The organism is Rothia halotolerans (genome assembly GCF_004136635.1).
GTDB classification, from domain to species: domain Bacteria; phylum Actinomycetota; class Actinomycetes; order Actinomycetales; family Micrococcaceae; genus Rothia; species Rothia halotolerans.
The window spans coordinates 844,037-863,077 of the sequence record NZ_NOIU01000002.1 but is presented as its reverse complement, the minus strand read 5'-3'; the positions used below and the strand labels follow the sequence as shown (position 1 = coordinate 863,077).

Here is a 19,041-nt window from a genome sequence, read left to right as displayed (position 1 = left end):
CGATCCGAGTTGCGAGGTCGGGGGAGCTTCGGTAGAGTATTCTCTCGTTGCGGAGATGAAAAAGCCCGGCAGGGCCGATTCGCTCCCAATGGGATATGGTGTAATTGGCAACACAACGGTTTCTGGTACCGTCATTCTAGGTTCGAGTCCTGGTATCCCAGCGAAGAGCGGAGCATTCAGCACTGAATGCGAAGCGCTTCACCTCGCCCGGATGACTCTCGCATTGATCGCAGTGCGGAATCGTGCGGGCAGCTCAGAGGAACATTCCTTGCTGACACGGCCCCATCGTATAGCGGCCTAGTACTCCGCCCTCTCACGGCGGCAACACCGGTTCGAATCCGGTTGGGGTCACGCTAGGAATGAAAGCCCGGTGATTTTATCACCGGGCTTTTATTGTATTCTCATCGAGACGGCCCCGCCGTCTGCGCCGTCGGACCCGGCGGCGTCCACGAGGCCCTCGGCAGTCTGGAGCTCGCATGCGCCCCACGGTCCCGGCAGGCGGCACCGACCTCCTCGCCGGCCTGCGCCGGCTGGAGGAGGCGGTCTCGGCCCTGGGGTTCGACCTGCCCGTCGCGGAGCGGGAGCGGGGCTCCGAGCTGGCCGCGAGGATGCGCCGCCAGCTGAACGACTACCTGCTGCCCCGCGCGCGGGACCTCGAGGCACCGCTGTGCATCGTCGTCGGCGGCTCGACCGGGGCCGGGAAGTCCACGCTGGTCAACTCGCTGCTGGGGCGCGCGGTCAGCCGCGCCGGCGTCGTCCGCCCGACCACCGTCACGCCCCTGCTGCTCCACCACCCCGACGACGCCGCGCGCGTCACCGCCGAGCGCCTCCTGCCGAGCCTGGCCCGCGCCGGGGCTGGCGCCGCCGCGGCCCCGGGGTCCCACGAGGGCTCAGCCCCCGGCGAGCCCCCGGCACTGCGCCCGGTGCCCTCCGACGCCGTCCCGCGCGGCGTCCTGCTCATCGACGCCCCGGACATCGACTCCGTCTCGGACGCCAACCGCGCCCTGTCCCGGCAGCTGCTGGACGCCGCCGACGTCTGGCTCTTCGTCACCACCGCCAACCGCTACGCCGACGCCGTCCCGTGGGAGATCCTCGAGCGCGCCGCGGCTCGCCGGATCCGGATCGCCGTGGCCCTGAACCGGGTGCCCGCGGGGGAGGAGGGGGAGATCCTCGAGGACCTCTCCCGCCTGCTGGGCGAGCGCGGCCTCGCCCCCGACCCGCTGATCACCGTCCGGGAGCAGCGCCGCGGAGAGGATGGGAGGCTGCCGGAGCCCGCCGTCGCCCCGCTGCGCGCCTGGATCGACTCCCTGGGCGCCGACGCCGGGGAGCGCGCCCGGCTCGCCGCCGAGAGCCTGCGCGGCACCGTCGCCTCCCTCGGCCCGCAGGTGGGCCTGCTCGCCGCCGCCCTGCGCGAGCAGGTCGAGCATCGCGCCTGGCTCGCGGAGGAGGCGACCCGGCCCTGCTCCGCGGCCCGGGCGAGGGTCGAGGAGGCCATCAGCGACGGCGCCCTCCTGCGGGGCGAGGTCCTCTCCCGCTGGCAGGACTTCGTGGGCACGGGGAAGCTCTTCCGCCGGCTCGAGTCCTCGATCGGGCGCCTGCGCGACCGGGTCGGGGACTACCTGCGGGGCGGCCGCCGGCAGGCCGCGAGCCTGGAGGCCGAGCTGGAGACCGGGCTGTACCGGGTGATCGTCGAGCAGGCGGCCGAGGCCGCCGAGGCCGCCCAGCGCGCCTGGCACCGCGACCCCGCCGGCCGGAGCCTGCTGGCCGGCGAGGACCTGGGCCACCTGCCGGATGACTTCCCGGACCGCGTCCAGCGCGAGCTGCGCGAGTGGCAGCGCGGCATCATGGAGACGATGGCGGAGGAGGGCGCGGAGAAGCGCCAGCGGGCCCGCTTCCTCTCCGCGGGGCTCAACGCCGGCGCCGTCGTGCTGATGATCGTGGTCTTCTCCATGACCGGGGGGCTGACGGGGATCGAGGTCGGCATCGCCGGCGGGGCGGGGGCGCTCGGCTGGAAGCTGCTGGAGGCGGTCTTCGGGGAGGAGGCGGTGCGCCGCATGGCGGTCCGCGCCCGCGAGGACCTGCTGGGCCGGGTGGGGTCCCTGATGGAGGGGCGGGCCGAGCCGTTCCTGGCCCGGCTCCCGCAGGACCGCTCGGGAGCCCTCGAGACGCTGTTGGAGGCCGGGCGGACCCTCGACGCGGCCTCCGCCGACGCCCCGGCCGTCGAGGTCTCGCGCCGGGCCCCGGCCGCCGACGCCCCGGTCGTTGAGGCTCCGCGCGGTCTCCCCTCCTCCGGGAACGGGGCTGAGGACGAGACCCCGAACGCTGAGCCCACGCCCCGCGCCCCCTCCTCCGCCCCCGGGGGATCCGGGGACCCGGAGGCGGGAGGCGCGCTGCCGTGGGCCCGGGAGGACCGGCGATGAGCGCGTCCACGCAGGACCGCGGCATCACCGCGCGGCTGGCCGCCCTCGACGAGGCGCTGGACGCGGCCTCGGCCGTCCTCGAGCCGGCCGAGCTCGAGGCCGCCCGGCAGCGCTGGCACCGGGTCGAGCAGCGCGCGGGCATCGGCGTCGAGCACACGGTCGTCGGGCTGTTCGGGGCGACCGGCTCGGGCAAGTCGAGCCTGTTCAACGCCCTGGCCGGGCGGGATCTGGCGCGCGTCGCGGCCACCCGTCCCACCACCCGCGACCCCCGCGCCGTGCTGTGGGGCGAGGAGCCGCCGGAGTGGCTCGGGATCGGCGAGCGGCACCGGCCGGGCCGGGGGCCCGTGACCGCCGCGCTCGAGGACCGCGACGGCGCCCCGCGGGGCGGATGGCGCAGGCTGCTGGGATCCGGCCGCGAGGGCAGGGGCGAGGCCGGGCACGGCGGCCTGCTGCTGGTGGACCTGCCGGACTTCGACTCGGTCCGGACGGAGCACCGGGCCGTCGTCGAGCGGTTCAGGGCGCGCGTCGACGTCATGATCTGGGTCTTCGACCCGCAGAAGTACGCGGACCACGTGGCCCACGCCGAGTTCGTGGAGCCGCTGGCCCGTCACGGCGGGACGATGCTCGCCGTGCTGAACCAGGCCGACCGGCTGTCCGAGGAGGAGCGCGGGATCGTGCTGGAGGACCTCGGCCGGCAGCTGCGGGCCGACGGCGTCGCCCGCCTGCTGCACCGGCAGCCGCTGGCCGTCTCCGCCGCGACGGGGGAGGGGCTCGACGCCGTCGCCTCCGCCCTGGCGCAGGTCGCGGCGGGCCGGGACGCCGCCAACCGCCGGCTCGCCGCCGAGCTGGACGCGCTGACCGAGACCCTCGGAACCCTCGACGACGGCCCCGGCATGGCGGGGATGACCGACGCCGCCCTCGAGGACCTCGCCGAGGGCCTGTACGAGGCGATCGAGGGACCCCGCCTCGCGGAGGCCTCCGGCGAGGCCCGGCGCCGCGAGGCGCTGGCCGGCACCGGCTGGCCGCCGCTGCGCTGGGTCGGCCGGCTGCGCAGGGACCCCCTGGAGCGCCTCGGGGTCACCCGCCCCACGGGGCCGGCGGCCTCGGTCAGCCGCCTGGACCTCCCACCGATGGGGCCCGCGGCCCGGTCCGGGGTCTCCACCGCCGTGCGACGCTGCGCGGCCGCCGCCGGCGAGGACGCGGGGGAGCCCTGGCACCACGCGGTCCGCGAGGCGGCGCGCTCGCGCGCCGATGAGCTCCCCGAGGCGCTCGAGCGGGCCGTGGCCGGCGTTGACTTCGAGCGGGGCCGGCGCCGCTGGTGGTGGCGCCCGCTGGCGGCGTTGCAGTGGCTCGGCCTGGCCGGGCTGGTGGCGGGCCTGGGATGGCTCACCGCGCTCTTCGCCGCCGACTACCTCCGGCTCGGGCTGCCGGAGCCGCCCACGTTACGGGGAACGGGCATCCCCGCCCCGACCGCGCTGCTCGTCTGGGGCGCGCTGATGGCGCTCGTGCTCGGGCTCGCGGGGCGGTGGGCCGCGCGGCTCTCCGCGCGGCGGCACATCGCGCGCGTGCGCGCCGCGATGCTCCGGGGCTGCCGGGAGACGGCCGAGGAGCTGGTGGGAACGCCCGTGCGCCGGCTGGTCGCCGCGCAGACCCGGCTGCGGCGGGCCCTGCGCGCGGCGCGGGCCTGAGGCCCGTGCGCCTCCGTGCGCCGGGCCCTGGGCCGGAACGCGGCCCCTAGGCGCCGGTGCGCAGCGCCTCGGTGAGCTGACGGGCGGCCTGGCTGACGACGTCGGCGTGGAGCCGGCCCGGCTGCCGGGTCAGCCGCTCGATGGGCCCGGAGATGGAGACCGCGGCGATCACCTTGCCCGAGGGGTTCCGCACGGGAGCCGAGACGGAGGCGATGCCGCGCTCGCGCTCGCCGACCGACTGGGCCCAGCCGCGGCGGCGCACGGCCGCGAGCACCGTGGCGGAGAAGCGCGCCTGACGCAGCCCCTCCAGCAGCCGGTTGTGGTCCTCCCAGGCGATGAGGACCTGGGCTGCGGAGCCCGCCTTCATGGACAGCTGCGTGCCCACCGGGATGGTGTCCCGCAGGCCGATGGGGCGCTCGGCCGAGGCGACGCAGATCCGCCACTCGCCCTGCCGCCGGTAGACCTGGGCGGACTCGCCGGTCACGTTGCGCAGGTGGTTGAGCACGGGGCCGGCCGCCGCGATGAGGCGGTCCTCGCCGGCGGCCGAGGCCAGCTCCCCGAGCCGCGGGCCCAGGACGAACCTGCCCTGGACGTCCCGGGCCACCAGGCGGTGGTGGGTCAGCGCGACGGCGAGCCGGTGCGCCGTGGGCCGAGCGAGGCCGGTGGCCTCGACCAGCTGGGAGAGCGACGCCGGGCCCGCCTCGAGGCAGTCGAGGATGTGGGTGGCCTTGTCCAGCACGCCCACCCCGCTCGAGCGGCTGCCCTCCGCCATCGGGTCGGCGTTGCCCATCCCGCCGAGGATCTGTTCGGAGGCGTGAGGGGTCGCCCCGGCGGTCGTCTCTGTGGTCGATGTCATGGCTCCATGATGCAATCTCATATTCTGGAAAGCAAGTCCATTTAATGGAAGCCGGTGGGACGACGGGGCAGAATGGATCCACACACACCTGGACATCGGAGGACACCCCTATGGCTGATGCACCGGCTAAGCCCACGACCCTGGCCGAGAAGGTCTGGAACGAGCACCGCGTCGTGGAGGGTCAGGACGGCAAACCCGACCTGATGTACATCGACCTGCACCTCCTGCACGAGGTCACCTCGCCGCAGGCCTTCGAGGGCCTCCGGCTGGCGGGGCGCCGGCTGCGCCGCCCCGACCTGACCATCGCGACCGAGGACCACAACACCCCGACGCAGGACATCTTCGCCCGCATCGCGGACGAGACCTCGCGCAAGCAGATCGAGACCCTGCGCGCCAACGCCGAGGAGTTCGGCGTCCGCATCCACTCGCTGGGCGACTCCGAGCAGGGGATCGTGCACGTCGTCGGACCCCAGCTGGGCCTGACCCAGCCGGGCACCACGGTGGTCTGCGGCGACTCCCACACCTCCACGCACGGCGCCTTCGGCGCGCTCGCCTTCGGCATCGGCACCAGCGAGGTCGAGCACGTGATGGCGACCCAGACGCTCTCCCTGGCGCCGTTCAAGACGATGGCGATCACCGTCAACGGCCACCTCAAGCCGGGGGTGACCGCCAAGGACATCATCCTCGCCGTGATCGCCAAGATCGGCACCGGCGGGGGACAGGGCTACGTCCTGGAGTACCGCGGCTCGGCGATCGAGGAGCTCTCCATGGAGGGCCGCATGACGATCTGCAACATGTCCATCGAGGCCGGCGCCCGCGCGGGCATGGTCGCCCCGGACGAGACCACCTTCGAGTACCTGCGGGACCGCCCCCACGCCCCGAAGGGCGAGGAGTGGGACCGCGCCGTCGAGTACTGGCGCTCCCTGAAGACCGACGAGGGCGCGCGCTTCGACAACGAGGTGGTGCTGGACGCGGACCGGCTCGAGCCCTTCGTGACCTGGGGGACCAACCCGGGCCAGGGCGTGCCCCTGTCCGAGGACGTCCCCGACCCCGCCGACGCCGGCGACGAGAACGCCCGCGCCAACGCGGAGAAGGCCCTGGCCTACATGGACCTGGAGGCCGGCACCCCGATGAAGGAGATCAGGGTCGACACCGTCTTCCTGGGCTCCTGCACCAACTCGCGGATCGAGGACCTGCGCGCGGCCGCGGCGATCATCGAGGGCCGCACCATGGCGGAGAACGTGCGCATGATGGTGGTCCCCGGCTCGGCGCGGGTGCGCCAGCAGGCCGAGGAGGAGGGCCTGGACAAGGTCTTCAAGGACTTCGGCGCCGACTGGCGGTTCGCGGGCTGCTCGATGTGCCTGGGCATGAACCCGGACCAGCTGTCCCCCGGCGAGCGCTGCGCCTCGACCTCCAACCGCAACTTCGAGGGCCGGCAGGGCAAGGGCGGGCGCACCCACCTGGTGTCCCCCCTGGTCGCTGCCGCCACCGCGGTGCGCGGCACGCTGAGCTCGCCCTCCGACCTGATCGAATCCTGACCGAGGAGCACGCCATGGAACCCATCACCACCCACACCGGCGTCGCCGCGCCGCTGCGCGCGTCGAACGTCGACACCGATCAGATCATCCCCGCCGTCTACCTCAAGCGGATCACCAAGACGGGGTTCGACGACGCCCTCTTCTCAGCCTGGCGCAAGGATCCCGAGTTCGTGCTGAACCAGGAGCCCTACCGGAACGCCTCCGTCCTGGTGGCAGGACCCGACTTCGGCACCGGCTCCTCGCGCGAGCACGCCGTCTGGGCGCTCAAGGACTACGGGTTCCGCGTCGTCATCTCCGCCCGCTTCGCCGACATCTTCCGGGGCAACTCGGGCAAGCAGGGCCTGGTGGCCGCGCAGGTGGACCAGCAGGACGTGGAGCTGCTGTGGAAGTCCATCGAGGAGAACCCCGGGACGCAGATCACGGTGGACCTCGAGGCGATGTCGGTGAGCTGCGGTTCCCTGACCGTCCCGATGCACCTGGACGAGTACACCCGGTGGCGCCTGATGGAGGGGCTGGACGATATCTCCCTCACACTCGCCCACGAGGAGAGCATCTCCGAGTTCGAGGGCGGCCGGCCCACCTTCAAGCCGAAGACGCTTCCCGCTCAGAGCTGAACCGCCACGCCGCCGCGCCGCATCCGGCGCGGCGGCGTGCGTCCTAGGATGTTCCTAGGACCCTGGGTCCTCGTCAGGGTCTGTAGAATGCTAGATCGTCGCGCATCCGCCGCGGCGAACTCACAAGGATTGGAACGTCTATGATCGGCACACTGCGTATCCAGGGCGGGGAGCCCCTTCGCGGCGAGGTCACGGTCCGTGGGGCCAAGAACCTCGTTCCCAAGGCGATGGTCGCCGCCCTGCTGGGCTCGACCCCCTCGACCCTGCGGAGTGTCCCCGAGATCAAGGACGTCAAGGTCGTCACCGACCTCCTCTCCCTCCACGGCGTGACCGTGAGCAAGGCCCCGGAGACGGGCGACCTCGAGCTCGATCCGACCAACGCCGCCGCCGCCCTGCACGCGGACATCGACGCGCACTCCGGCGACTCCCGCATCCCGATCCTGCTCTGCGGGCCGCTGCTGCACGCCATCGGCGAGGCCTTCATCCCGGACCTGGGCGGCTGCAAGATCGGCGACCGCCCCATCGACTTCCACCTCAAGGTGCTGCGCGAGTTCGGGGCCGAGGTGGACAAGCTCCCCTCCGGCATCCGGATGACCGCGCCCAAGGGGCTGCACGGCGCCAAGATCGACCTGCCCTACCCCTCGGTGGGCGCGACCGAGCAGGTGCTGCTCACCGCGACCCGCGCCGAGGGCAACACCGAGCTGCGCGGCGCCGCTACCGAGCCCGAGATCATGGACCTCATCGCGATCCTGCAGAAGATGGGCGCGATCATCACGGTCCAGACCGACCGCGTGATCCACATCGAGGGCGTCCCCGAGCTGAGCGGCTACAACCACCGCGCGCTGCCGGACCGCATCGAGGCGGCCTCCTGGGGTTCGGCGGCGCTGGCCACCGGGGGAGACATCTTCGTCCGCGGCGCCCAGCAGGCGGACATGATGGCCTACCTCAACACGTTCCGGAAGATCGGCGGCGGCCTGGACATCACCGACGAGGGCATCCGCTTCTACCATCCGGGCGGCAAGCTCAACTCGCTCATCGTGGAGACCAACGTGCACCCCGGCTTCATGACGGACTGGCAGCAGCCCCTCGTGGTGGCGCTGACCCAGGCCGACGGCGTCTCGATCGTCCACGAGACCGTGTACGAGAACCGCTTCGGCTTCACCGGCGCGCTCAACGAGATGGGCGCCAGCATCCAGCTGCACCGCGAGTGCCTGGGCTCGGTCCCGTGCCGCTTCGGGCAGCGCAACTTCCTGCACTCGGCCGTGATCTCCGGCCCGACGCCGCTGCACGGCGCCGACATCAACATCCCCGACCTGCGCGGAGGCTTCAGCCACCTGATCGCCGCGCTCGCGGCCCAGGGGGACTCGCTGGTCTCCGGCGTCGAGCTCATCAACCGCGGCTACGAGCGCTTCGTCCAGAAGCTGGAGGGGCTCGGCGCCCGCTTCGAGGTCGTCGCGGAGGTGGCGGAGTAGCCGTGGGATCGGATGCACGCAGCGAGCGGGAGGAGCGGCCCTTCGCCCCCACGCGCTCGGGGGACGCCATCCTCCACGTCGCCGCGACGCTGACGCGGGTCCTCTACTCGCTGGTCCTCTCCAAGGAGTGGCGGGGCGCCGAGCGCCTGCGCCGCGAGGGCGGCTACATCGTGGTGGCCAACCACATGACGGAGATGGATCCGCTGACGATCGGCTATCCCGTCTACGCCCACGGCACGATGCCGCGCTTCCTGGCCAAGGACTCGCTGTTCCGGGCCCCGGGGCTGGGCTGGCTGCTGCGGCAGATCTCGCAGATCCCCGTGCCGCGCGGCTCGATGGACGCGCGCAAGTCCCTGGCCGCGGCCCGCGCCGCGGTCGAGGCGGGCAGCGCCGTCATCATCTACCCCGAGGGGACGCTGACCCGCGACCCCGAGCTGTGGCCCATGACCGGCCGCACCGGGGCCGCCCGGCTGGCGCTGGAGACCGGCGCCCCGGTGATCCCGGTGGCCCACTGGGGCGACCAGGAGCTGCTGCCGCCCAAGGCCACCCGGCCGCGCCCCTTCCCGCGCAAGCGGGCGAAGGTCCTGGTGGGCGAGCCCATCGACTTCTCCGACCTGCTGGACCCGGAGGAGGGCGGGCACGTCAGCCGCCGGGTCCTCGAGCAGGTAACCGAGCGGATGATGGCCGAGATCACCTCCCTCCTCGAGCAGCTGCGCGGCGAGCGGGCGCCCGCCGGGCGCTGGGACCCCCGGGTCGGGGCGCGCGTCGGCGCCGGGGGAGACCCCGCGGCCCCCTCGTCCTGATCCCATCCCTCCCGAGCGCCGCGGGAGCCCGCGGCCCCGCCGCACCGCACCGTCCACGCCGACCCCAGGAGCACGAGTGAGCGAGACGCACCGCGAGTCCGAGACGAACCAGCCGGCCGGAGCGCCGGGCGCGCCCGCACCCTCGGCGACCCCGCGCCGGGTCGTGGTCCTGGGGGCCGGCAGCTGGGGCACGGTCTTCGCCAAGATCGCCGCCGACGCCGCCGCCCGGGCGGAGCGCGAGGGTGGCCCCGGCTGGTCCGTGACCCTGTGGGGCAGGGACCCGGAGCTGATCGCCCACCTCGAGGAGACCGGGGTCAACGACCGTTACTTCCCCACCGTCCGGCTGCCCGAGAACCTCTCCTACGCCTCGGACGCGCGCCGGGCGCTGGAGGGGGCCGACGTCGTCGTGCTGGCCATCCCGGCCCAGGCGCTGCGCGAGCAGCTGGGCGGGCTGGCCGACGCCGTCCCGCCCGGGGCCGTGCTCGTCTCGCTGGCCAAGGGGCTGGAGCGGGGCACCGGCCTGCGGATGTCCGAGGTCATCGCCCAGGCGCTGCCCGGCTCCCAGGACCGCGTCGCCGTGGTCTCCGGGCCGAACCTGGCGCGGGAGATCATCCAGGAGCAGCCCACGGCCTCGGTCGTGGCGGCGCCCTCGGCCGAGGTGGCGGGCATGGTGAGCCGAGTCTGCGCGACCGGCTACTTCCGGCCGTACACCTCCTCCGACGTGGTCGGCGTCGAGATCGGCGGGCTGGTCAAGAACGTCATCGCGCTGTGCGTGGGCATGTGCGAGGGGCGGGACCTCGGGGACAACTCCAAGGCCTCCATCATGACCCGCGGCCTGGCCGAGACCTCCCGGCTGGCGCTGGCCCTCGGCGGCCGGCACGAGACGATGGCGGGGCTCGCCGGCATGGGCGACCTCATCGCGACCTGCTCCTCGCCGCTCTCCCGCAACCACACCGCCGGACGGCTGCTGGGCACCGGGCTCAGCGAGGCCGAGGTGGCCTCCCGGATGACCCAGACCGCCGAAGGCATCAAGTCCGCGCCGGTGGTGCTCGAGCTGGCGCGCACGCACGGCGTGGAGATGCCCATCGTGGCCGGCGTCGTGGCCGTGCTGGACGGCGCGGTCAGCGTCGACCAGCTGCAGCCGATGCTGCTGGGCCGCAGCCTCAAGGCCGAGACCCCGCACGGCTCCTAGGCGTCCACCCCGCCCCGCGCCGTCCCCGCACGACCGCAGACCCCAGACCCTCACAGAGAGGCCCCATGACTTCCACCGCCACCGCCGACCGGACGACCGTCGGAATCCTCTTCGGAGGCCGTTCCCCGGAGCACTCGATCTCCCTGATCACGGCGCACGGCGTGCTCGGGGTCCTGGACCGCACGCGCTACGAGCCCGTGCTGATCGGGATCACCGAGGACGGCTCGTGGCACCTGAGCTCGCTGGAGGAGCTCGAGGGGCTGATCTCCACCGAGGCGCTCGCGCACTTCCCCGGGGAGGGGCCGCGGGTGACCCTACCGATGGGCGCCGGGCGCGGCATCATCCTCCAGGACCCCCGGGCGGGGCTCCGGGAAGGGCCCGCGCTCGACGTCGTCCTGCCGTTGCTGCACGGATCCTTCGGCGAGGACGGGACCGTCCAGGGCCTGCTGGAGATGGCCGACCTCCCCTACGTGGGGGCCGGCGTCGCGGCCTCGGCGATCGGGATGGACAAGCACTTCATGAAGATGGCCTTCGAGTCCGCCGGGCTGGCGGTCGGGCCCTACCGGGTCATCACGGCCAGGGACTGGGACCGCGAGCGGGAGGAGAGCATCGCCCGGGTGCGGGAGCTCGAGCTGCCGGTGTTCGTCAAGCCCGCCCGGGCCGGGTCCTCGCAGGGGATCACCCGGATCGACGACTGGTCCGAGCTCGACGCCGCGATCGCCGTCGCGCAGGCCTGCGACCCGAAGGTCGTGGTCGAGGCGGGCATCTCGGGCCGGGAGATCGAGTGCGCCGTGCTGGACGGGCGCTCCCACGCCCGGCCGCGGGCCTCGCTGCCCGGCGAGATCGAGGTCCTCGGCCGCGACCACGCCTTCTACGACTTCGAGGCCAAGTACGTGGAGACGGAGTCCTCGCGGCTGCGCTGCCCCGCGGACCTGTCGGAGGAGGTCACCGAGGAGATCCGCCGGGAGGCCGTGCGCGCCTTCCTGGCGATCGGCGGCGAGGGGCTGGCCCGCGCCGACTTCTTCTACACCGACGACGGCCGGGTGCTCATCAACGAGATCAACACCCTGCCGGGCTTCACCCCGAGCTCGATGTACCGGGTGATGTGGGGGGCCTCCGGGCTGGAGTACGGGGAGCTGGTGGACGAGCTGCTCGAGCTGGCCCTCGAGCGCCCGATCGGGCTGCGGTAGGTCGGCCTGCGGCAGGGCCGCGCCGCGCTCGGGACGCATGAGCCCCGGACGGTGCGCCCCGGCCGGGGCCGCCGCGCCCGCGATCAGGCGCCGCTGTCGGGCAGGTCCTCCAGGGTCTGGTCCACGGAGAGGCACTGCTGGGTCTGGGGGATCCGCTGGGCGGCCGACTCGAGGTCGACCAGCAGGGAGGACGAGGAGACGCGGTCGGCGTCGAAGGTGACCTGCAGGGCGGGGGAGCGGCCGAAGGTCGTGGCGGTCCACGTGCCGCTGGCGCGGGAGACCTCGTCCGAGGCCTCCCCGGATGCGGAGTCCTCGTCCTCGTCCTGGCGGGTGACGACCCAGTCCACGCCGTTGACGTTCACGCAGGGGTCCACGACGGGGCGCTCCACGGTGACGCCGCACTTGAGGATGACGCCGGAGGGGTCCCCCCAGGCCGAGGTCGCCTGGGCGGTGGTCTCGCGCTGGTCGAGACCGGCGAGGGTGCCCGGCATGGCCACCATGGCGGGGGCGCAGTCGGGGTTCGCCGCGTCCGGGGCGGGGGTCACCGTCACGGCTCCGGCGCAGGAGCTGACCAGCAGCGTGAGCCCCACCACCGCCGCGGCGCCCGGAAGACGGCGCCAGAGACGGCGGGGCGTGGGACGATACGGGGGGGCCTGTACGTTTTCCCCGTCCGACCCTAGACTGGACGCGCCGGGGGATGCAGGTTGGTGGGATACGTTGCGCACGCCCTCCAGGGTATCCGACGCGACGGCCGCCCTCCGCATCGTCCCGGCCATGCGACCCCCGTGAGCAGAGCAGCAGAAAGGCCCTTGGATGCCCCGCAGAGCCCCGGAACCCGGACGCGCGCCGCGCCGCGCGGCCGCGGTCGCCACGGCCGCGTGCGCTCTGAGCCTCGGGGTCCTCTCCGCCGCGCACGCGGCGGAGGAGCCGGCGTCCTCCAGCTCCGCCGCGAACGGATACGTCACCGTCACGCCGCCCGCGGAGTCCGGGACCGCCTCACCCGTCCCGCAGACCTCGCCCCCGAGCGAGGAGGCGGCGGGCGCTACCGTCGCCCCGGCGCCCGACGACGGCTCGGAAGAGGCCGGAGCCGAGGAGCCGGCCCCGGCCGACCTCGCCGAGACCCCGAGCTCCTCGGAGGAGGGCGGCTCGGAGCCCTCCGCCGAGCCGAGCGAGCCGGCTGCGCCGTCCGGGCCCGCGGAGCCGGAGACCCCGGCAGAGCCCACCGTCCCGGCCCAGACCCTCGAGCCCGCCGCGCCGGTCGAGCCGAGCTCCCCGGCCGGGCCCACGGAGCCTGCCGCCCCGAGCGAGTCCACGGAACCGGCGGCTCCCTCCGAGCCCGCGCCGTCGACCCCGCCCCAGACCGGCCCCTCCGGGGGTGGCTCCTCCGGGGGAAGCTCCGAGCCGAGCGGGAGCACGCCATCGTCCGAGCCGAGCGCCCCGGACCCCGGGACCACGGAGCCGGTGCCCGAGCCGACTGAGCCCGCCCCCGAGCCGACGGCCCCGGCGGAGCCCGGCGACCCGGCCGAGCCCGCTGAGCCGACCGCCCCCGCCGACCCGGGCCGTCCCGCCGCACCCGGCGATTCCCGGCCCTCTGACGGCGTCGAGGCCCCCGGCGACGAGGGATGGGCGTCCCAGGACGATCCGGACGCCGTCGACCCCGGCCCGGCCGCTCCCGGCACCGGCTCGGAGGCTGCCGGGGACCAGCCGACCGCGGACCCCCGGCCCTCCCTGGCCCTGCCCGGCACGACGTCGTCCCCCAGCCCGAGCTGGCCGAGCGGAACGGCCCCGGAAGGCTCGGACGCAGACGCCCCCTACGCCGCCCCCGCCCCGGGCGAGCCCGCCCAGGCCCAGGAGGGCGCCCTCGACCTCTCCGGCGTCTCCAGCTGGGTGGGCCACTACCTGGAGACCGAGCGGGACGACGCCCCGGTGCGCCCGGTGGACTCCAACGCCAACGCCGGGGTGAGCAACGTCGACGGCCGCGAGGGCCAGATCACCGGCGCGGGCGCCCAGGACGACGCCGCGGGCTACCTCACGGCCCTGCGCGGCCCTCTCCCGATGCTGATCTTCTCCCTGGTGGCCATCGGCGGCATCGCGGCCATCCTGGCGCGCTCCTCCCGCGCCCTGGCCCGGCGCCGCCGCGAGTCCTCCGAATGACCGGAGGGAGCGCCGTGCGGACCGTCGGCCAGGCGTCCGAGGAGGAGCTGCTGGCAGAGATCCGCGCCGTCATCGACGAGCACAACGCCGCCGCGCGCGGCGCGGACCGGCTGCTGCTGGGACCGGGCGACGACTGCGCCGTCCTGGACCTCTCGGGCGGCCGCACCGTGCTGACCACCGACACCCAGACCAGCGGCCAGGACTACCTGCTGGAGTGGCCGAGCGGGCACCTCACCCGGGGGTTCGACCTCGGCTGGAAGTCCGCCGCCCAGAACCTCGCCGACGTCGCCGCGATGGGCGCCGAGCCCGTGAGCCTCGTGATCAGCCTGACGCTGCCGCCCGAGACGCCCGTGGCGTTCGTCGGACGGATGGCCCGGGGCTACGCCGCGGCGATCGTCGCGCTGGGGGCGCCCGGCTGCACGATCGCCGGGGGCGACCTCGGCTCCGGGCGGGAGCTCTCGGCCACCGTCTCGGCCCTCGGCCTGATGCCCGGCGAGCCGGTGAGGCGCTCGGGCGCGGCGGAGGGCGACGTCGTCGGGCTCGCCGGCACCGTGGGCCGGGCCGCCGCCGGCCTGGGCCTCCTCCTCGCCGAGGGGCCCATCCCGGTCCCGGCCGAGGGGACGGGTACCGGGCACCGGACGGGGCCGGGCTTCGCGGACCTCGCCGCCTGCCAGTTGCGCCCCTGCCCGCCGCTCCCGCTCGGCCCGGCGATGGCCGCGGCCGGTGCGAGCGCGATGATCGACGTCTCCGACGGCCTCCTGCGCGACGCCGGCCGGATCGCGAGGGCCTCCGGCGTCGCGATCGACCTGGACCGGGAGCCGCTGCGGGCCCTCGTCGAGCCTTTGGAGGAGGCCGCCCGGCGGGTCGGCGCGGACGCCTGGGAATGGGTCCTGGGTGGCGGCGAGGACCACGGCCTCCTGGCGTGTTTTCCACAGGGAATCGAGCTGCCCGAAGGGGTGGTTGCGATAGGCTCGTGTCGTACGTTGAAGCAGGGCGCCCCACCCGTGAGCATCGAGGGGAGAGCTCGCGAGGACCTGGGATGGGATCATTTTGCAGCAGAGGATAGGCTCTAGCACCGCCGTCATGCGGCGGTGGCTCGCATCGTCGGCGGCCGCGCTGCACCGCCACGAGGACCAGCTCAACTGCCTCAACGTCTTCCCCGTCGCGGACTCGGACACCGGCACCAACCTCGCCCTCACGCTCGACGCCGGCGCCACCGCCGCGACCATGATCAACACCAGCCTCATCGGCGAGCTCTTCCAGATCTGCGCGCACCACTGCCTCGAGGAGGCCAAGGGGAACTCCGGGACCCTCTTCGCCGTCATGCTCGCCGGCATGGCGGACCCCCTGGCGGACCAGCAGCGGCTCACCGTCCTCGGCCTGACCCAGGCGCTCGAGCACGGCAGGGTGCGGGTGCGCAGCGCCCTCAACGACCCTGTGGACGGCACCATCCTCTCGGTGGTCGACGCGATCACCTCCGCCGCCCGGCAGTGGCAGGACCCGGAGGACTCCAACCGCAACCTGGCGGAGCTGCTGGTGCACCTGGTGGACGCCGCGACCGAGGAGGTGGGCCGCAGCGGCGAGGTGCTCCCCGTGCTGCGGGGCACGGGCCAGGTCGACGCCGGGGCGCTGGGCTGCCTCATCATCATCGACTGCCTCGCCCACACCGTCCGGGGACGGCACTACCCCGGGGCGGAGAACCGCCCCTACGGCGAATGGCTCGGCACGGCCGCGCCCCCCTTCCGGGCGCCGCGCGGAAGGCGGCTGCCCGAGTCGGACCTCTCCGAGGGTGGCGTCGAGTTCATGTGCAGCATCGAGCTGGACGCCCTGACCGCCGCGCGCGTGCGCCACGAGCTCGCCCGCGTGGGGGAGTCGGTGATCATGACGGCGATGACCCCGGCCGCGGAGACCATCCGCTGGAAGGTCCACGTCCACGTCCCCGAGGCCGCGACCGCCATGTCGGTGCTCAGCGAGCACGGCAAGCCGGCGGGCATCACCACCGAGCCGCTCACGGCGGGACGCGGCTGAGCCGTGGGCGCGCAGAAGGAACCGGGCGCGGAGCGCCTCGAGGACCGCGATCTCTCCACCGTGCTGCACCCCCGCACGGCGCAGGCGGTGGCCAAGCACCTGGGCCTGCACACCGTGGGGGAGCTGCTGGACCTCTTCCCCCGGCGCTACCTGAGCAGGGGCCAGCTGACCAGCTTCGACGAGCTCGAGCTCGGCCAGGAGGCCTCGATCATCTCCCGGGTCGTCTCGGTCAGCACCCGCTCCATGCACACCCGCCGGGGGTCGATCGCCGAGGTCCTGGTGACCGACCAGCTCGAGCCGGGCTCCCAGCCCCTGCTCCCCGTCCCCGAGCGGGCCCCCTCGCCGGGCGGCCCGCGGCTGGACGCGCTCGCACAGGAGCGGGACCCGGCGGCCGCGCCCCCTGCGCCGGGGACGACCATGTCGCTGACCTTCTTCAACGCCTACACCGCGGCCAAGGACCTCGCCCCGGGCGACCACGTCCTGTTCTCCGGCCGCGTCTCCGAGTTCCGGGGCCGGCCGACCCTGACCAACCCCCACTACGCGGTGCTCTCGGACCTCGCCGCCGCGGGGGAGCCCGACGAGGTGCCCCCGCCCATCCCGGTCTACCCGGCGAGCGCCAAGTTCATGACCGACCGGATCAGCGCGGCCGTGGCGACTATGCTCTCGAAGGTCGACCTGGGCCAGTGCGAGGACCCGGTCCCCGCCGAGCTGCGCCGCAAGCACCGGCTGATGCCGGCCTCCCGCGCCTACGAGGCGATCCACCGGCCCCGGGACGAGGAGGACCACCTCCGGGCCCTGCGGTACTTCCGCTACCGGGAGGCCCTGGTCCTGCAGACGGTGCTGGCGCGCCGGGCGGCCGCGCTGGACCTGCTGCACGCCCAGCGCTTCGCGCCGCGGGAGGGCGGCTGGCTGGCCCGGTTCGACGCCGCCCTGCCCTACGTCCTGACCGGCGGCCAGCGGCGGGTCGGCGAGGAGATCTCCGCCGACCTCTCCGCCACCCGGCCCATGAACCGGCTGCTGCAGGGCGACGTCGGCTCCGGCAAGACCCTGGTGGCCCTGCGGGCGATGCTCCAGGTGGCCGACGGCGGCGGCCAGTCCGCCCTGCTGGCCCCCACCGAGGTCCTGGCGAGCCAGCACCACCGCTCCATCCTCGCGGCGCTGGGGGACCTCGCCGCGCCCGCCGGCGGGGGCGGGCTGTTCGAGGCGGAGGGGGTCGGCGTCGTGCTGCTCACCGCCTCGATGCCCGCGGCCCGGCGCCGGGAGGCCCTCGCGCGGATCGCCAGCGGGGCGGCGCAGATCGTCATCGGGACCCACGCCCTGCTGGGGGAGAAGGTGAGCTTCGCGGACCTGGGGCTCTCCGTGGTGGACGAGCAGCACCGCTTCGGGGTGAACCAGCGGCACGCGCTGGGGGCCTCGGAAGGCACCGTGCCGCACCAGCTCGTCATGACCGCGACGCCGATCCCGCGCTCGGTGGCGATGACCGTCTTCGGCGACCTCTCGGTCTCCGTGCTGGACGAGATGCCACCCGGGCGCCAGGAGGTCTCCACGCACGTCGTCGCGCTGGCCGAGCACCCCGCCTGGGAGCGGCGGCTCTGGCAGCGGGCCCGGGAGGAGGTCGACGCCGGCCACGCGGTCTTCGTCGTGGTCCCCTCGATCGGCGAGGGCAACGGCAGCGGCGGGTCCCGGCAGCGGGGCGAGGGCGGCGGCTCGCGGCAGCGCGGCGAGGCGGGACAGCTGCAGTCGGTCGAGGGGCTCAGCCGGGCGCTGGCGGCCCAGCCGGCCCTGAGCGGCGTTGAGATCGGGGAGCTGCACGGGAGGATGGACGCCGAGGCCAAGGCCCGGGTCATGGACCGGATGGTCTCCGGCGAGCTCCGCCTGCTCGTGGCCACCACGGTCATCGAGGTGGGCGTGGACGTGCCGAGCGCGACGCTGATGATCGTCATGGACGCCGACCGGCTCGGGATCTCCACCCTGCACCAGCTCCGGGGCCGCATCGGGCGCGGCTCGCTGCCCGGCACCTGCCTGCTGGTCACCGAGCAGGACGCGCAGGGCGCCTCGCGCCCCCGGCTCGACGCCGTCGCCGCCACCCGGGACGGGTTCGAGCTCTCCCGGGTGGACCTGGAGCAGCGGCGGGAGGGGGACATCCTCGGCGCGAGCCAGTCGGGGCACCGCTCGACGCTGAAGAACCTCTCGGTGCTCAAGCACCCCGAGGTCATCGAGGCGGCGCGCCAGGACGCGCGGAGCCTCATCGCCGCGGACCCGAAGCTCGCGGGCTGCCCGGACCTGGCGCGAGCCGCTTCCCGGACCGGCTCCGAGGAGCAGACCGAGTACCTCTACCAGAGCTAGCGCCCGGGGACGCCCCGGGCAGCGGAAGGGAGCCCCACCCATGAGCAGGATCATCGCCGGAGCGGCGGGAGGGGCCCGCCTCGCGCCGGTCAAGGGGCAGAACACGCGGCCCACGACCGACCGGGTCAAGGAGGCCCTCTTCTCGCGCCTGGAGACCTACGGCGTGCTCGCCGGCGCGCGGGTCCTGGACCTGTTCGCGGGCTCCGGGGCACTGGGGCTGGAGGCGGCGAGCCGCGGCGCCCGCGAGGTGACGCTGGTGGACCGGGACCGCGCGGCCCTGCGCTCCTGCGAGGCCAACCGGGCGATGCTGGAGCGCGCCGGCGTCGGGGCGCGGGTGGGGATCGCGGCCTCGCCGGTCATGCCCTACCTGCGCTCGCCGGCCGGGTCCGGGCCCTGGGACCTGGTCTTCCTCGACCCGCCCTACGACCTGCCCGAGGCCGAGCTGACCGAGCTGCTGGAGGTCCTGGCCGGGGCACTCGCCGAAGGGGCCGTGCTGGTCGCGGAGCGCTCCGCGCGCAGCCCCGAGCCCGGCTGGGGCGCGGGGCTGGAGCGCTTCGCCCACCGCGCCTATGGGGAGACCGCGCTGTGGTTCGCGGAGCCGGCCGAGGGTAAGGGGGTCCCGGGAGAGGGGTAGCGTCCGGCCCGCACCTCACCCTCGGACCCCGGCCCTCCGGCGGCGGACCGTCGCGGCCCCTCGCCTCGGCGGACTGTCGCAGCCTCTCGCCTCAGCGGGCTGTCGC

15 protein-coding genes and 2 tRNA genes are annotated in these 19,041 nt (G+C 74.5%); 15 read left to right on the top strand and 2 right to left on the bottom strand.

Annotated features, from left to right (window positions below):
* The first annotated feature begins 89 nt into the window (after window positions 1-89).
* The 4 genes from EWV39_RS09015 (at window position 90) to EWV39_RS09000 (ending at window position 4,108) form a co-directional block, all read left to right on the top strand.
* Window positions 90-161, top strand: a tRNA-Gln gene (locus EWV39_RS09015).
* A 117-nt stretch (window positions 162-278) separates the two neighbouring features.
* Window positions 279-351, top strand: a tRNA-Glu gene (locus EWV39_RS09010).
* A 125-nt stretch (window positions 352-476) separates the two neighbouring features.
* Window positions 477-2,420 carry a P-loop NTPase family protein gene (locus tag EWV39_RS09005; protein WP_129658782.1) on the top strand — a complete coding sequence of 648 codons (1,944 nt, stop codon included), beginning with the start codon at window positions 477-479 and terminating at the stop codon, window positions 2,418-2,420.
* On the top strand, window positions 2,417-4,108 hold the full coding sequence (locus tag EWV39_RS09000; protein ID WP_129658780.1) for a GTPase: 1,692 nt from the start codon (window positions 2,417-2,419) through the stop codon (window positions 4,106-4,108). Before EWV39_RS09005 ends, EWV39_RS09000 begins: the two co-directional genes overlap by 4 nt.
* Window positions 4,109-4,154: 46 nt before the next feature.
* Here EWV39_RS09000 and EWV39_RS08995 read toward each other — a convergent pair whose 3' ends face one another.
* Window positions 4,155-4,880, bottom strand: a complete 726-nt coding sequence (locus EWV39_RS08995; RefSeq protein ID WP_129659273.1) for an IclR family transcriptional regulator — start codon at window positions 4,878-4,880, stop codon at window positions 4,155-4,157.
* 194 nt (window positions 4,881-5,074) lie between these two features.
* Here EWV39_RS08995 and leuC point away from each other — a divergent pair, with 194 nt between their 5' ends.
* The 6 genes from leuC to EWV39_RS08965 all read left to right on the top strand — a co-directional run bounded on the left by leuC (window position 5,075) and on the right by EWV39_RS08965 (window position 11,773).
* A complete protein-coding gene (gene leuC, locus EWV39_RS08990; protein WP_129658778.1) occupies window positions 5,075-6,502 on the top strand; it encodes a 3-isopropylmalate dehydratase large subunit in 1,428 nt (475 codons plus the stop codon).
* A gap of 14 nt (window positions 6,503-6,516) precedes the next feature.
* A complete protein-coding gene (leuD, locus tag EWV39_RS08985) occupies window positions 6,517-7,116 on the top strand; it encodes a 3-isopropylmalate dehydratase small subunit (protein ID WP_129658776.1) in 600 nt (199 codons plus the stop codon).
* Between the two features lie 140 nt (window positions 7,117-7,256).
* Window positions 7,257-8,588, top strand: coding sequence for a UDP-N-acetylglucosamine 1-carboxyvinyltransferase (murA, locus tag EWV39_RS08980; RefSeq protein ID WP_129658774.1), 1,332 nt, complete (start codon window positions 7,257-7,259; stop codon window positions 8,586-8,588).
* A gap of 2 nt (window positions 8,589-8,590) precedes the next feature.
* Window positions 8,591-9,391: a lysophospholipid acyltransferase family protein gene (locus EWV39_RS08975; RefSeq protein WP_129658772.1), complete on the top strand. Its 801-nt coding sequence runs from the start codon at window positions 8,591-8,593 to the stop codon at window positions 9,389-9,391.
* A gap of 76 nt (window positions 9,392-9,467) precedes the next feature.
* Window positions 9,468-10,583, top strand: coding sequence for an NAD(P)H-dependent glycerol-3-phosphate dehydrogenase (locus EWV39_RS08970; RefSeq protein ID WP_129658770.1), 1,116 nt, complete (start codon window positions 9,468-9,470; stop codon window positions 10,581-10,583).
* Between the two features lie 65 nt (window positions 10,584-10,648).
* Complete coding sequence (locus EWV39_RS08965) at window positions 10,649-11,773, top strand: D-alanine--D-alanine ligase family protein (protein WP_129658768.1); 1,125 nt, start codon at window positions 10,649-10,651, stop codon at window positions 11,771-11,773.
* An 83-nt stretch (window positions 11,774-11,856) separates the two neighbouring features.
* Here the strand turns inward: EWV39_RS08965 and EWV39_RS08960 are convergent, their stop codons facing one another.
* Window positions 11,857-12,363, bottom strand: a complete 507-nt coding sequence (locus tag EWV39_RS08960; RefSeq protein ID WP_238148200.1) for a DUF3515 family protein — start codon at window positions 12,361-12,363, stop codon at window positions 11,857-11,859.
* Between the two features lie 223 nt (window positions 12,364-12,586).
* On the opposite strand from EWV39_RS08960, the gene EWV39_RS08955 reads away from it, so the two are divergent.
* Genes EWV39_RS08955 through rsmD form a run of 5 tightly spaced genes read left to right on the top strand, consistent with a single transcriptional unit; the run spans window position 12,587 to window position 18,935 of the window.
* A complete protein-coding gene (locus EWV39_RS08955) occupies window positions 12,587-13,927 on the top strand; it encodes a hypothetical protein (RefSeq protein WP_129658766.1) in 1,341 nt (446 codons plus the stop codon).
* Window positions 13,928-13,941: 14 nt separating this feature from the next.
* Entirely contained in the window at window positions 13,942-15,000 is a 1,059-nt protein-coding gene (gene thiL, locus EWV39_RS08950; protein WP_238148199.1) for a thiamine-phosphate kinase, read from the top strand.
* Entirely contained in the window at window positions 14,978-15,955 is a 978-nt protein-coding gene (locus EWV39_RS08945; RefSeq protein ID WP_129658762.1) for a DAK2 domain-containing protein, read from the top strand. The genes thiL and EWV39_RS08945 overlap by 23 nt, the downstream gene beginning before the upstream one ends.
* A gap of 3 nt (window positions 15,956-15,958) precedes the next feature.
* Complete coding sequence (locus EWV39_RS08940) at window positions 15,959-18,301, top strand: ATP-dependent DNA helicase RecG (RefSeq protein WP_129658760.1); 2,343 nt, start codon at window positions 15,959-15,961, stop codon at window positions 18,299-18,301.
* A gap of 40 nt (window positions 18,302-18,341) precedes the next feature.
* A complete protein-coding gene (gene rsmD / locus EWV39_RS08935) occupies window positions 18,342-18,935 on the top strand; it encodes a 16S rRNA (guanine(966)-N(2))-methyltransferase RsmD (protein ID WP_129658758.1) in 594 nt (197 codons plus the stop codon).
* Window positions 18,936-19,041 lie beyond the last annotated feature (106 nt).

Excerpts from the sequence above, each read along its gene's own strand:
- EWV39_RS09000 (WP_129658780.1), top strand. The coding sequence starts at position 2,417 with ATGAGCGCGTCCACGCAGGACCGCGGCATCACCGCGCGGCTGGCCGCC.
- EWV39_RS08955 (WP_129658766.1), top strand. The coding sequence starts at position 12,587 with ATGCCCCGCAGAGCCCCGGAACCCGGACGCGCGCCGCGCCGCGCGGCC.
- EWV39_RS08965 (WP_129658768.1), top strand. The coding sequence starts at position 10,649 with ATGACTTCCACCGCCACCGCCGACCGGACGACCGTCGGAATCCTCTTC.
- leuC (WP_129658778.1), top strand. The coding sequence starts at position 5,075 with ATGGCTGATGCACCGGCTAAGCCCACGACCCTGGCCGAGAAGGTCTGG.
- rsmD (WP_129658758.1), top strand. The coding sequence starts at position 18,342 with ATGAGCAGGATCATCGCCGGAGCGGCGGGAGGGGCCCGCCTCGCGCCG.
- leuD (WP_129658776.1), top strand. The coding sequence starts at position 6,517 with ATGGAACCCATCACCACCCACACCGGCGTCGCCGCGCCGCTGCGCGCG.
- EWV39_RS08995 (WP_129659273.1), bottom strand. The coding sequence starts at position 4,880 with ATGGCGGAGGGCAGCCGCTCGAGCGGGGTGGGCGTGCTGGACAAGGCC.
- murA (WP_129658774.1), top strand. The coding sequence starts at position 7,257 with ATGATCGGCACACTGCGTATCCAGGGCGGGGAGCCCCTTCGCGGCGAG.
- EWV39_RS09005 (WP_129658782.1), top strand. The coding sequence starts at position 477 with ATGCGCCCCACGGTCCCGGCAGGCGGCACCGACCTCCTCGCCGGCCTG.